We start from the raw sequence: 13,620 nt of genomic DNA, 5'->3' as shown, positions 1-13,620 counted from the left end.
CTTCTGGTGTTTTGTTACAGTCCTGGTTTTTCTGTCAGACAGTATAAATGACTAGCCCGGGATGGTCCTGGGTAGACCGCCGGAAAAACCGGCCGGCCTGAATAGTGCAATATTTTGAAAGGAACTCTAACCAATGGCTGAAGCAGCTATGGAAAGTTTTGCCGATCTTCTAGACGAATCCCTCGGTCAGTCCGAGCGTCTCGAAGGGAACGTACTCAAAGGCATGATCATCGCCATCGAAGGTGATGTTGCCGTAATCGATGTTGGCCTCAAATCCGAAGGCCGCGTTGCACTTAAAGAATTCGCTGACATGGGTCAGGCTCCCGAACTTAAAGTTGGGGATGAGGTAGAAGTTTACCTCGAGCGTATGGAAAGCAAGACCGGGGATGTTATGATCTCCCGCGACAAAGCCAAACGCGAAGAAGCCTGGACACAGCTTGAAAAATCCTTCAACGACAACGAGCGCGTTAATGGCGTTATCTTTGGTCGTGTTAAAGGTGGATTCACTGTTGATCTTTCCGGCGCCGTGGCCTTCCTGCCAGGCAGCCAGGTTGACATTCGTCCGGTACGCGACGTTTCTCCGCTTATGGGCAACCCGCAGCCATTCCAGATCCTGAAAATGGACCGCTCACGTGGCAACATCGTTGTTTCCCGTCGTGCAGTTCTCGAAGAGACCCGTGCAGAACAGCGTTCCGAGCTGGTTGCCAACCTCTCCGAAGGTCAGGTTCTTCAGGGTGTTGTTAAAAACATCACTGATTACGGCGCGTTCGTTGATCTCGGCGGTGTTGACGGCCTGTTGCATGTTACCGACATCTCCTGGAAACGTATCAACCACCCGAGCGAAACCCTCTCCATTGGCCAGCAGGTTGATGTTCAGGTTATCCGCTTCAATGCTGAAACCCAGCGTATCAGCCTCGGCATGAAACAGCTGGAAACAGATCCTTGGGATGGCGTTGCTGCCAAATACCCAATGGGTGCCAAGCTGGTCGGTCGCGTTACCAATATCACTGACTACGGCGCATTCGTTGAACTCGAGCCTGGCATCGAAGGCCTGGTTCACGTTTCTGAAATGTCCTGGACCAAGAAAAACATCCACCCTGGTAAAATCGTTTCTACCAGCCAGGAAGTTGAAGTCATGGTTCTTGATGTTGACGAATCCAAACGTCGCATCAGCCTCGGCCTGAAACAGTGTTCTTCCAACCCATGGGAGTCATTCCAGGCAACTCACCCTGCTGAAGCCGAACTCGAAGGCGAAATCAAGAACATCACCGAATTCGGTCTGTTCGTTGGTCTGCCCGGTGAAATTGACGGCATGGTTCACCTTTCCGATCTGGATTGGGAACTCTCCGGCGAAGATGCTGTGAAAGAGTACAAAAAAGGCGACATGGTCAAAGTCAAGGTTCTTGACGTTGACGTTGAGAAAGAGCGCATCAGCCTCGGTATCAAGCAGCTTGGCTCTGATCCTTTTGCTGGCTCTGTCGAAGGCCTGAAAAAAGGTGCTGTTGTTACCTGTACCATTACGGCTGTTACAGATAACGCTCTCGAAGTACAGATTGCAGACGGTGCTGTTGGCGCCATCCGCAAAACTGAACTGTCCCGTGAGCGTAGCGAACAGCGTACAGACCGTTTCGCAGTGGGCGAAAAAATCGATGCTCGTATTACAAACATCGATTCAAAATCCCGCAAAATTGCCCTGTCCATCAAACAGTACGAAGCTGCTGAAGAGAAACAGGCAATGGCTGATTACGGTTCAACAGACTCCGGTGCAAGCCTCGGCGATATCCTCGGCGAAGCCCTGTCCCGTGCGGCTGAAGATAAAAAATAAGCCGAACCCTTCGGTAATTAAAAAGGCCCGGTGTTCACGCACCGGGCCTTTTTTGTATCTATTTAAAAATTAAACAGGCAGAATGGCACAAGGAAATGCTTTATTCTTAAGGGGTTAGACTTGACGGATTTTTCGAGCTCTGGCACCCTTGGTAAAGACAGGCTTTCAGACTCGACGGCACAACAGTTTAAGACGAACAAAAGCCGAAATAAAACCGGGCTGAGGGAACGGGTGGTACAAAAGCTCGAAAACAGCTACAGGGAGACGTAAGGGATGACCAAGTCAGAGCTCATTCAGCACATTGCAGAACAAAATCCACATCTCTATCACAGGGATGTTGAACGGATTGTCACAACGATCTTTGACGAGATCACAAATGCGCTGGCTGAGGGCAACAGAGTGGAGCTCCGGGGATTTGGCGCTTTTTCTGTTAAACACCGTGATGCCCGTGTCGGCAGAAACCCGCGCACCGGGGAATCTGTCGAAGTCGATTCAAAACACATTCCTTTCTTCAAAACAGGCAAGCAACTCCGCGAACGTCTGAACGGCGGCGTTGATTCTGAATAAAACGGAAGCAGGTTATCCAAGTGAAACGCTTTAGCTGGGTTCTGACAGCACCAATAACGCTGGCCATTCTCGTCTTTGCCGTAAGCAATCGTGAAGATGTCACTCTTGAGATCTGGCCCTTTGGCATCCAGCTGCAATACCCGCTATATCTGATCATTCTTATCTCGCTGGGCGTCGGTCTTTTGATCGGCGTCCTGCTTGCCTGGCTATCCGCCAGCACCTCGCGGAAAAAAGCCCGCCAAGCCGAATGGCGCGCGCTGGATCTACAGCGGGATCTGTCGCGGGCGCAGGAAAAAAACCAGAAGTTGGAGTCAGCAGCGACTGAAAAAACTTCAACTGCAGCAAAATCTCAAGGTCTGCTTTCCTCCTGATTAATGACCCCTGTTTTCAACAGTGGAGAGGAAAGGAGAACAGCAGCAAAAGGGGTCGGCCGCGACACATCTTCTGTATCTGCCTGATTGAAAGGCCTAGCGGAGATATTTCCCCTACAAATCTTTCCGTGATTTATTTTGCTCTTGGTCTGTAAAGAGGGTAGGTTTCGGATATTGTATCCAATCCAGATTACAGGACATGTCGTGCAGAATATCAGCGCTCAACAGGTAACAGAAACCCTCGATTTCCCCTCGCTCATTGAAGCATTGAACACGGCATTCAAAGGCAACATTACCGTTCCCCAACGGCACCATCACGATATGGAACAGCCTGGTGGACAGCGTGAATCAACTCTTTTGCTCATGCCAGCCTGGGAATCAGGCAAAGCTGTTGGTGTCAAATTGGTCACTGTCAGCCCTGAAAATGGTAAAAAAAACCTGCCCGCAATTCAGGGAATCTATATCCTGTTTGACGGCGAAACCGGCACCCCCAGCGCTCTGATCGAAGCAAAAACCCTGACTGCCCGCCGGACAGCAGCAGCTTCGGCCCTGGCAGCCTCTTATCTTGCCAGAGCAGAAAGCCAGGTGCTCACCATGGTCGGCAATGGTGTCCTTGCTCCAAATCTGATTGAGGCGCACCGTGCCGTTCGCCCGATCCACGAAGTCATCATCTGGGGTCGCGATCTGGAAAAAGCCCGTGGCCTGGCTCAGGAAGTAACGGCTTCGGGGCTCACCGCCCGGGCAAGCGACGATCTTGAAGCCGCCGTGCGAGCTGCCGATATCATTTCCTGCGCCACCCTCAGTGTGGAGCCCTTGATCAGGGGAGACTGGCTCCAGCCCGGACAGCATCTTGATCTTGTTGGCGCTTACCGCCCCGATATGCGTGAAGCAGATGATACGGCTGTAAAACGCTCCAGTGTCTTTGTTGATACCCGCGCCGGAGCGACCAAAGAAGGCGGCGACATTGTCATTCCCTTGCGCAGCGGGGTTTTAAAAGAAGAGGGCATTCTTGCTGACCTATTTGAACTTTGTCGCGGACAACACTCCGGTCGCCAGAATGACCAGGAAATCACCTACTTCAAATCGGTTGGTCATGCACTGGAAGACCTGGCTGCTGCACAACTGGTGGATCAACGCCTTAAAACTGAGTGAAGCCGAGCATCACCTCCAGGCAGAAAAACATCGTTAATTAACCGCTCTTGCATGAAACAGGGTGACCTGGGCGAGTGGCTCTGTTAGAGATGGGCTCCGATATCAACTCTGTACGGAGATCGGCAGCATGACCCCCAAAGAACGCATCTTTGTCCCCATCGATACACCAGACATCAAACGTGCCGGAGATCTGGCACGCATGTTGTCCGGCGAAGTCGGCGGTGTAAAAATTGGCAAGGAACTCTTCACCGCCCAAGGACCGGATGCCGTCCGCAATGCAATGGGTGGCGAACCGCTGTTTGTCGATCTCAAATTCCATGACATCCCCAATACCGTTGCGGGGGCTGTTCGGGCCTCCCTGCACATGCGCCCCTTTATGCTCAATGTTCACGCTTCAGGTGGTAAAGCCATGATGCAGGCAGCTGCCGAAGCTGCCCGTGAGAGCTCGGAAGATCTGGGTGTCCCTCGTCCGCTTGTTCTCGGCGTTACTGTCCTGACCAGTATGGATGATGCTGACCTTGCCGATGTTGGACAAAAAGGCCCTGCAGCCGAGCAGGTAAAGCGCCTTGCCCTGCTGGCACAGGAAAGTGGCCTTGATGGTGTCGTCTGCTCCTCCCGGGAAATATCCCTGCTGCGCAAGGCCTGTGGCCCCGACTTCACACTGGTTGTCCCTGGCATCCGCCCCCTCTGGGCGTCAGCAGATGATCAGAAGCGTATAATGACCCCCGCAGATGCAATCAAGGAAGGGGCGGATTATCTGGTTATTGGCCGTCCTATTACTGGCGCAAGTGACCCTGTTGCAGCTGCGCGCAGGATCGTTGCAGAACTTTAAATAAATCTTCGCTCAGGAATCCCAGAGGAAAGCAGAAATGTCATCGCAACAACCACCAGAAGAAGCTGTCAGCGACCTCCCGGTCGGGGCTGTATCCATGGCTGCGCTTCGGATTGTAACCGGGAACATGGGATCTCTGGTGCGGATGGCGCTTTTCCCCCTTCTGCTTTCCAGCCTGATTATCGCCCTGCTTATTCCTGCAGCCAACAGTGCTTTACTCAGCACGCTGTTACAGATTGCCAGCTACGTCCCCCACACCCTTTTTGCCGTGGCCTGGCACAGAAAGACCCTGCTCCACCTGCAGGGAGATGAATCAACCAGCCTCACAGCCTGGAACCGTACCCACTGGCAGTTCTTGATCAGAACCGTGGTTCTTTTCGCCTTCTTTTATCTGATCGTGCTTGTCGGTTCACTACCGGTGCAAATTCTCTTTGGCAACATCCCGGCACTTCTGCCTTTTGGCTTTATTGGCTTGATCGTCGCGGCAATCTACGTTGTCGCCCGCCTCTCTTTTATTCTTCCTGCCGCTGCTGTTGGCGAAAAATACAGCATGAATAACAGCTGGAAACATACCAAAGCCCAGGCCTGGCGTCTTGTTGGCTCCTTCTTGCTTCTGGTTATCCCCTCTGGTCTGGTGATCATCATGATCGCTTCGATCTTGCTGCCCATGTTATTTCCGGACCTTTTTGCCGGGCTGGAAACCGCAGCGCAGGCAGGCACACCTGCAACGGGAGAAGATATGTTAGTCCAGTTGTCCAGAGAAATCGGAAACAGTCCCCTCTCCTTTGTCCTCTTTCAGGTCATTATTTTTGCATTGAGTTATCTGCCGACAGCCGCCGTAATCTCTATGTTGTCCCTTGCCTTCCGGACCTGCACGGGCTGGGTACCGGAAACCTCTCCCACCCCGGAAGCCTCTTCATCAGACGGAACGGATTTCACAGCTTGAAGTCTTTGCGATTTTGCAGCATCTTCCATCCCTGATTGAATAATCCCTGCTTCAGTTACTGAGCTCCGCAGGGGATGAGGGGAATAGATGACAATAGATCGCGATTCAAACCAGGCTGCAGCTTCCATTGCCATTGGCGAGGCCCTGAGGGAGGCTTTTTATCCTCTCTTCAAAAACGGGAAGACAGCGCTCAAGCTAACAATTTTTCCCGCACTGGCGATAACCTTGCTCTCGGTTTTAAGTATGTATCTCTCGACCGAACTTATCGTGTCGGATCTCTCTAATCTGGGAAATTTCAACCCGGGTTCTGCACTACAGCAGATCGCTCTTTCGCTTGCGACCATGTTGATAACCCTCCTGATCTCTCTCCAGTTCTACGTTTGCTGGATCCGGTTCCGCTTCAAGGGCGAGAATGATATGAGGTCCGGACTGATCACCTCGCTGCAAAAAAGAAACTGGGTCGTTTTTGGCAAACTCCTGCTGCTTGTCATTGCCAGTTATCTGGTTTTGGGCGTGTTCATGCTTGTGTTTGCTTTCGCATTGGATAACAGCCTCCCCGAGTTTATAAAGGTCGGCCTGTTCCTTGCCATTATGGCTTTATATTGCATCCTGCTGCTGCGTTTTTCCTATGTCATTCCTGCTGCAGCTCTTGATGAACCCTATGGTTTCGGCGACAGCTGGCGCCACACCCGGGGTCAGTCACTTAAGCTTTTTGGATCCTTCCTGCTTCTTTCGCTGATCTGGTTTGTTGCTCTTTTCATTTTATCTCTGGCGTTTTTCCTGCTTGCAGGAATCGTATCAATATTTTTACCGTCCCTGGGCAACGGCGAAACCTTTACCCAGTTCCTCTTTATCATGATGACCAGCTACCGGTTTCTCTACCTTCAGCTCCCGCTTCAGTTCGCTTTCATTGTAATTTCCTTTCTCTTGTTCTTGCCTCATCTCAACATGCTGCTCTATTGCTTCCGGACCAATACCGGCTGGGCAGATGATCACGAAATCGCCGAGCGTTTTTCCTGATTCCTTTGTTTTTCATAGGGAATAGGATAAAACTTGACGTTAGAGAGACCACACTTTGGGACAGAGCCTTGACGACAGAAGTAAAAATTTGCGGGATTAATTCGGATCTGGCACTTACGGCAGCACAGGCTGCCGGGGCCAATTATCTCGGCTTTGTCTTTTTCCCGAAAAGCCCCCGCAATGTCTACATAGATCAGGCCGCGACCCTGTCACGGCAAGTCCGCCCCGGTATCAAACGGGTCGGCTTGCTGGTTGATGCCAGTGACGAGGAAATCCGGGAAATTCTGAAACAGGTCCCGCTTGATATTCTCCAGCTTCACGGCAATGAAACACCGGAACGGGTCGCCGCGATCAAAAACACCTTCAAGCTTGAGATCATGAAGGTGATCAAGATTTCAGACAAAGAGGACTTCAAGGATATTCCACCGTTTGAAGACCTCGCAGATCGTCTGCTGTTTGATGCCAAGCCGCCAAAAGATCTCAAAAATGCCCTGCCCGGTGGCAATGCCCATGCCTTTGACTGGCGCCTGCTTGCCGGGCGGAGCTGGTCCAGACCCTGGATGCTCGCGGGCGGCCTGACCTGTCAAAATGTTGCTGATGCCGTTCGGATCTCCGGCGCATCTGCTGTCGACGTCTCTTCCGGGGTTGAGGACAGCCCGGGGATAAAATCCGCCGAAAAAATCAAACTCTTTACTCAACAGGCCAAAGGATAGAGATGCCGGATTTCCTTGTTTCGATACTTTCCCATCTCGGAGAAGTCAGGCTTTTTCTTGTTGCTACGGTCTGTATTTACTGGATCATCTGTCCGCGCCTGGGCACCCGGCTGTGGTTTGCGCTCTGCCTGTCCAGCAGCCTGCAACACATCTTCAAGATGCTCTTTGCCCAGCCGCGCCCCTACTGGCTTGATCCAAGCCTGGTCGCGATCGAAAAAAGCACCTCCTATGGCCTGCCCTCGGGGCACGCCCAGACACCGCCGCTGTTTTATGGTTTGCTCGCCCGTTCTTCCCGAAAGTTCTGGGTTTATATTCTTGCTGCCGCAATCGTTCTGGTCATCGGCTGGACCAGAGTTGCCGGACATGTCCACAGCGTGGAACAAGTGTTATCCGGCTGGGTTGTCGGGATTTTTCTGCTTCTCGTAATGATATTTTTTGAAAAACCTGTCGTGGCCTGGTGGGACAGGAAAAACACGAAAACCAGAATTTCTGCTGCTTTCGCCTTTTCCGGGCTTTTGATTGCCGCAGGCCTGTTCGCAACGGAGCAAGCCTCGGGACGGGATGTTCTTGAACTCTGGGTCATCAATGCAGGTCATCCGATTGACCCGGTAAAAGCCGATAACGTCATTCTCGTCCCAGGTCTGTTGTTTGGCTGGCTCCTGGGCCTGGCCCTGCTGGATGGCAAACACCCGGAAAAGCCTGCCAGTTTTATTCGTCTGGCCTGCCGACCTCTAATCGGCCTCCCTCCTACAGCCTTGTTTTTGTTTCTTGCCCCCGACCAGAACTCGGCTCTTTTGCTCATAGCCACATTCCTCGTCGGCAGCCTCACTGGGCTGTGGTGCAGCTACGGCGCCCCTTGCCTGTTCAGGATATTCAGGGTCTAATTCGCCTCCTGCCCTGCCCGGATCTCTTGCAGGGAAACCGCTTTTCAGGCAAAGTCCCGCCAACAAGTGAACACGCCGAACGTACAAGGTAGTATATAGAGTTATGGAAACGCCCAATTCCTACAAAAACGGCCCGGATGAACGGGGTCATTTCGGTATTTTCGGGGGCCGTTATGTGGCTGAAACCCTCATGCCGCTGGTGCTCGAAGTAGAAAAAGCCTACAAGACAGCCCAGGCTGACTCCTCATTTCAAGGCGATTACGACTATTACGCCAAGAATTACGTTGGACGCCCCAGCCCCTTGTATTTTGCCGAACGCCTGACCAGAGAACTGGGCGGTGCCAAGGTCTACTTCAAGCGCGACGAGCTGAACCACACCGGATCTCACAAGGCCAATAACGTATTGGGGCAGATCCTTCTGGCGCGGCGCATGGGCAAAAAACGTATCATCGCCGAAACAGGCGCAGGTCAGCATGGTGTCGCCACCGCGACCTTCTGCGCACTTTTTAATCTTCCCTGCGTTGTTTATATGGGCGCGACCGATATTGCCCGCCAGGCACCAAACGTCTTCCGCATGAAACTTCTGGGTGCCGAGGTTATCTCGGTCAAAAGCGGCACAGGCACCCTCAAGGATGCCATGAACGACGCCCTGCGCGACTGGGTCGCCAATGTGGAAGAAACGTTCTACATCATCGGCACCGCAGCAGGCCCGCATCCCTATCCGATGATGGTGCGTGATTTCCAGTCCATTATCGGACGTGAAGCCCGCGAACAGATCCTCGAAGCTGAAGGCCGCCTGCCCGACCAGCTGGTTGCTTGCATCGGCGGCGGATCAAACGCCATCGGCCTGTTCTATCCCTTCCTTGATGACAAGGAAGTGGCAATCACCGGGGTTGAGGCCGCAGGTCACGGGGTCGACAGTGGCGAACACGCTGCGTCTCTTACCGGGGGGAAACCCGGCGTGCTGCACGGCAACCGGACCTTCCTGCTCCAGAACGAAGACGGCCAGATCACCGATGCCCATTCAATTTCTGCCGGATTGGACTATCCCGGGATCGGCCCGGAACATTCCTGGTTACACTCCATGGGCCGGGTTGACTACGCCTCTGCCACCGATAGCGAAGCTCTGGATGCCTTCCAGATGCTCTCAAAAATCGAAGGCATCATTCCAGCGCTCGAGCCGGCGCACGCTCTGGCTCACGTGTGCAAGATTGCTCCAAAAATGGACAAGGAAAAGATCATACTCATGAACCTCTGCGGTCGTGGCGACAAGGACATCTTCACCGTCGCCGAAGCCCTCGGCGTGAAGATCTAAGGGGGAAAAAGAGATGAGCTTGAGCAGACTAGAAAAACGCTTTGCCAACCTGCGCGCCGAAGGGCGCGGCGGTCTGGTAACCTTCCTCACTGCCGGAGACCCGGACCTGGCCACCAGCCTGGAAATCGTCAAGGGCCTGCCCGCCGCAGGTGCTGATGTCATCGAACTCGGCATGCCTTTTTCCGACCCCATGGCCGATGGCCCCGCAATTCAGGCCTCCAGCCTGCGCGCCCTGAAACAGGGTATGTCCCTGCGCAAAACCCTGGATCTGGTGCGCAGTTTCCGCGCAGAAAATCAGGATACGCCGGTTATTCTGATGGGTTATTACAACCCGATTTATATCTATGGCGTCGAGACTTTCCTCAGCGATGCCAAAGCTGCAGGTGTTGACGGCTTTATTATCGTCGATCTTCCCCCAGAACATGACGACGAGTTCTGCCTCCCGGCACTGGCGCAAGGACTGCACTTCATTCGCCTGACCACACCGACAACTGTTGGCGAACGCCTGCCGAAAGTACTTAACAACACCAGCGGTTTTCTATATTACGTCTCCATTCTCGGGATCACCGGCACAGCTGCCGCGGCCCAGGATGTCGTCAGGGATGCCGTGGCAACGATCAAGGCCCAGACAGATCTTCCTGTCGCCGTCGGTTTTGGCATCCGCACAGCGGAACAGGCCGCCCGAACTGTAGAGGTTGCCGATGCTGCCGTGGTTGGCTCGGCGATCATTGATAAATTGAAAGAATACCTGGACGAGAACAACCGGCCAAAACCCGGCCTCACCCAGGCAGTACTGGATTATGTGCGCACCCTTTCCGAAGGTGTGCGTAGCGCCCGTGGTTAAGCGCCACAGCTAAGAGAAAAAACAAGGCAGATCAGCATGAACTGGATTTCCAACTACGTTCGCCCAAAAATTCGCGCTCTTGTGCAGAATGACACACCGGACGACCTCTGGGTCAAATCCCCTGCTACAGGGCAGATGATCTTCAAGAAGGAACTGGAAAAGAACCTCTGGGTTTGCCCTTATAGCGGTTATCATCTACGCATCTCGGCCCGAGATCGGCTGAAAACCCTGTTCGACGAGGGGGAATATACCCTGGTCGAACTGCCCAAGACCATGACTGATCCACTGAAGTTCAAGGATCTGAAACGCTATACCGACCGGATCAAGGACGCCAATGCCAAAAACGAAGACAAGGAAGCCATCCTTGTCGCGCATGGGTCCATGGGAGGAATGCCCGCGGTTGTTGCCGTGTTTAATTTCACCTATATGGGCGGTTCCATGGGAACGGCTGTTGGTGAAGGCCTCCTGACTGCGGCCAGACTCGCCGTCCTTCAGGAAGCACCGCTTCTGGTTATTCCCGCGTCAGGTGGCGCAAGAATGCAGGAAGGGATTCTTTCCCTGATGCAGATGCCCCGTTCCATCGTCGCGGTTGATATGGTCAAGGAAGCTGGTCTGCCCTATGTCGTTCTGTTGACCGACCCGACCACAGGGGGTGTTTCCGCCTCTTTCGCCATGCTCGGGGATATTGCCATCGCAGAACCCGGCGCCAATATCGGCTTTGCCGGGAAACGGGTGATCGAGGAGACCATTCGCGAGAAACTGCCTGAAGGTTTCCAGACCGCAGAATACCTGCTGGAACATGGCATGGTCGACATGGTGGTTCACCGCCATGAACTGCGCGAGACCCTGATCCGGATCTTCAATCTTCTGACCCAGAAAGGCCCCGCAGCCAAAGTTCTGCCCCTCCGGGACAGCACAGAAGACAAAGCTGCAAAGCCCAAGGGCAACTCAAAAGCCGAATGAAATAATCATGCGTCGTAGTGATGTTGTGCTGGAACGCCTGAGCCTCCTGCACCCTAAAATAATTGATCTCTCCCTGAGCCGCGTCGAGCGGCTCTTGGAGCTTCTGGACCATCCAGAAAAAAAGCTTCCCCCCGTCATCCATGTTGCCGGAACCAATGGCAAGGGATCACTGCTTGCCTATCTTCGCGCGATCCTCGAAGCCGGTGGCAAAAAAGCGCACGTCTACACCTCTCCACATCTGGTCAAGTTCCACGAACGGATCAGGCTTGCCGGAGAGCTGATCAGCGAAGAAGAGCTTGTTCGCCTGCTTGAACGCTGTGAAACCGTCAACGGCTCTGATTCCATCACTTTCTTCGAAGTAACCACCGTTGCGGCTTTCCTCGCCTACAGCACCATCCCTGCGGATGCCCTGTTGCTCGAGACAGGCCTGGGAGGGCGTCTCGATGCCACCAATGTTATTGATCGCCCGGCCCTGACCGCAATTACGCCGATTTCCATTGATCACACCCAGTTTCTTGGCAACACGATCGAAGCCATCGCTGGCGAGAAAGCTGGTATCCTCAAGCCGGGTGTCCCCTGTGTTGTCGGCAAACAGTGTAAGGAAGCTCTTGCCGTTATCGAGAACAAAGCACGGGAAATCGGTGCAACGCTTTATGTCGAGGGAAGAGACTGGTCCATCACAGTCGAGCAAGAGGGATTCCTCTTCACCGGACACAAAGGTAGCGCTCTCTATCCCAAGCCCAACCTGCTCGGACCACACCAGATCGAGAACGCCGCAATGGCAATCGCCTGTGCCGAAATCCTTGCAACAGAATTCGATCTTAAACAAGAGCATATGGCTTCAGGCCTGACCGGGGCTATCTGGCCGGGACGGATGCAACAGCTTCACACCGGCTTGCTTCCCGATCTGCTTCCTGACAGCAACTGGCAGCTCTGGCTTGATGGCGGCCACAACGAATCAGCAGGCCTTGCCCTTGCCGCTTTTTTACAGGAATGGCAGGACCAACCGGTTCATATCATCTATGGCATGCTCAACACCAAAGCAGCGACAGAGTATCTCCGTCCGCTTGCGCCGCTTGGCGATAGCCTGAGGGCAATCGAGATTCCTTTTGAACCTGCTTCGCTCAGTGCCGAAGACGCTGCCTCACATGCCCGTGAGGCTGGCTTTGAGGCCAGTGCCTGTGAAACGGTTCAGCAGGCAGTAGAGGAAATCCTCGCCCGGGAAAAACCCGGCAGAATTCTGATTTGCGGCTCTCTTTATCTGGCAGGCCATATCCTTTCCCAGAGCAGTTGATCCCAACAGGAACCCGGCTGAAAATTGATTCTTGAAGACCAAAACGAGAGCAGAACAAATTCCCCTTCTGCTCTCGTTTTATCACAAATAAGTACCGCTGGTTTCGATAGCTTTTTTGCCTGCTTTCCGCTACTCTTGCAGAAGGTAAAAAAAGGTACAGGCTATGCCCATCATCCGTGTAGAGATGTTTCAGGGCCGTTCCCTCGAGCAAAAGCGTGCTCTGGTTAAAACCCTGACCGAGGAAACAGCCCGGATAACAGGTTGCAATAGAGATGCTGTTTATGTCGTCATTGATGATGTAAACAAGGAAAACTGGGGTGCTGGCGGAATTTTATGCACCGACAAAGCCCGCCACTGAGACTCGCATTTCATCGCTGCAAGACCTGCTGCAACAACCAGCTGACAAAGCATTCGGCTGATGGGAAAACGCTTCTCGAATAACAAAGCCCCGCAAATCTGCGGGGCTTTGTTGTCTCATGACAAAACTCACAAAGGGTTTTGCCTTCAGCTTTTGAGAACACTCAGGAAAGAGAGTTTTCAATCCACTCTTTAAGCTGGCCTTTGGCGATTGCGCCGACCTTCGTAGCGGCAACTTCACCGTCTTTGAAAAGAAGAAGCGTCGGGATACCACGAACACCATACTTCTGTGGTGTCATCGGGTTCTCATCAATATTCAGCTTGGCAATTGCGACCTTGCCACCCAGTTCCGCCGAAAGTTCTTCCAGAGCCGGGGCGATCATTTTACAAGGACCGCACCATTCTGCCCAGAAATCCACCAGAACCGGAACGCTTGCCTTCAGAACATCTGTTTCAAAGGAAGCGTCGCTGATTGCGCTCGTTGCCATCTTGTACCTCTTGCCATTGTTGGTGTGTGTAGCGGACTGGCAACAGAAC

15 protein-coding genes are annotated in these 13,620 nt (G+C 53.2%); 14 read left to right on the top strand and 1 reads right to left on the bottom strand.

All coding sequences use genetic code 11. From position 1 onward, the window contains the following. Positions 1-133 precede the first annotated feature (133 nt). From rpsA to B152_RS0101695, 14 genes are all read left to right on the top strand, one after another. Positions 134-1,825 (top strand): 30S ribosomal protein S1, encoded by a 1,692-nt coding sequence (gene rpsA, locus B152_RS0101760; RefSeq protein ID WP_020590656.1) that lies wholly within the window; start codon positions 134-136, stop codon positions 1,823-1,825. Between the two features lie 273 nt (positions 1,826-2,098). Further along, complete coding sequence (ihfB, locus tag B152_RS0101755; RefSeq protein ID WP_020590655.1) at positions 2,099-2,392, top strand: integration host factor subunit beta; 294 nt, start codon at positions 2,099-2,101, stop codon at positions 2,390-2,392. Positions 2,393-2,412: 20 nt separating this feature from the next. Next, a complete protein-coding gene (locus B152_RS22110; protein WP_020590654.1) occupies positions 2,413-2,763 on the top strand; it encodes a LapA family protein in 351 nt (116 codons plus the stop codon). A gap of 204 nt (positions 2,764-2,967) precedes the next feature. Beyond that, positions 2,968-3,915 (top strand): bifunctional Delta(1)-pyrroline-2-carboxylate/Delta(1)-piperideine-2-carboxylate reductase, encoded by a 948-nt coding sequence (gene lhpI, locus B152_RS0101745; protein WP_020590653.1) that lies wholly within the window; start codon positions 2,968-2,970, stop codon positions 3,913-3,915. Between the two features lie 127 nt (positions 3,916-4,042). Then, positions 4,043-4,747, top strand: coding sequence for an orotidine-5'-phosphate decarboxylase (pyrF, locus tag B152_RS0101740; RefSeq protein WP_020590652.1), 705 nt, complete (start codon positions 4,043-4,045; stop codon positions 4,745-4,747). Between the two features lie 37 nt (positions 4,748-4,784). Next, entirely contained in the window at positions 4,785-5,693 is a 909-nt protein-coding gene (locus tag B152_RS0101735; RefSeq protein ID WP_020590651.1) for a hypothetical protein, read from the top strand. A gap of 87 nt (positions 5,694-5,780) precedes the next feature. Next, the gene (locus B152_RS0101730) at positions 5,781-6,713 is read left to right on the top strand and encodes a hypothetical protein (RefSeq protein ID WP_020590650.1); all 933 of its coding nucleotides are present in this window, start codon (positions 5,781-5,783) and stop codon (positions 6,711-6,713) included. 68 nt (positions 6,714-6,781) lie between these two features. After that, entirely contained in the window at positions 6,782-7,426 is a 645-nt protein-coding gene (locus B152_RS0101725; protein ID WP_020590649.1) for a phosphoribosylanthranilate isomerase, read from the top strand. Positions 7,427-7,428: 2 nt separating this feature from the next. Further along, positions 7,429-8,310, top strand: a complete 882-nt coding sequence (locus B152_RS0101720; RefSeq protein ID WP_020590648.1) for a phosphatase PAP2 family protein — start codon at positions 7,429-7,431, stop codon at positions 8,308-8,310. Between the two features lie 103 nt (positions 8,311-8,413). Further along, entirely contained in the window at positions 8,414-9,625 is a 1,212-nt protein-coding gene (trpB, locus tag B152_RS0101715; protein WP_020590647.1) for a tryptophan synthase subunit beta, read from the top strand. 13 nt (positions 9,626-9,638) lie between these two features. Further along, positions 9,639-10,469: a tryptophan synthase subunit alpha gene (gene trpA, locus B152_RS0101710; protein ID WP_020590646.1), complete on the top strand. Its 831-nt coding sequence runs from the start codon at positions 9,639-9,641 to the stop codon at positions 10,467-10,469. A gap of 36 nt (positions 10,470-10,505) precedes the next feature. Next, positions 10,506-11,432: an acetyl-CoA carboxylase, carboxyltransferase subunit beta gene (accD, locus tag B152_RS0101705; RefSeq protein WP_020590645.1), complete on the top strand. Its 927-nt coding sequence runs from the start codon at positions 10,506-10,508 to the stop codon at positions 11,430-11,432. Positions 11,433-11,439: 7 nt separating this feature from the next. Continuing rightward, on the top strand, positions 11,440-12,726 hold the full coding sequence (locus B152_RS0101700) for a bifunctional folylpolyglutamate synthase/dihydrofolate synthase (protein ID WP_020590644.1): 1,287 nt from the start codon (positions 11,440-11,442) through the stop codon (positions 12,724-12,726). A 163-nt stretch (positions 12,727-12,889) separates the two neighbouring features. Beyond that, positions 12,890-13,084: a tautomerase family protein gene (locus B152_RS0101695; protein ID WP_020590643.1), complete on the top strand. Its 195-nt coding sequence runs from the start codon at positions 12,890-12,892 to the stop codon at positions 13,082-13,084. 163 nt (positions 13,085-13,247) lie between these two features. Here the strand turns inward: B152_RS0101695 and trxA are convergent, their stop codons facing one another. Further along, entirely contained in the window at positions 13,248-13,571 is a 324-nt protein-coding gene (gene trxA / locus B152_RS0101690; RefSeq protein WP_020590642.1) for a thioredoxin TrxA, read from the bottom strand. Positions 13,572-13,620 lie beyond the last annotated feature (49 nt).

Origin of the sequence: Kiloniella laminariae DSM 19542, assembly GCF_000374005.1 — a bacterium.
In the GTDB taxonomy this organism is placed as follows: domain Bacteria; phylum Pseudomonadota; class Alphaproteobacteria; order Kiloniellales; family Kiloniellaceae; genus Kiloniella; species Kiloniella laminariae.
This window is presented reverse-complemented; position numbering and strand designations above follow the sequence as displayed.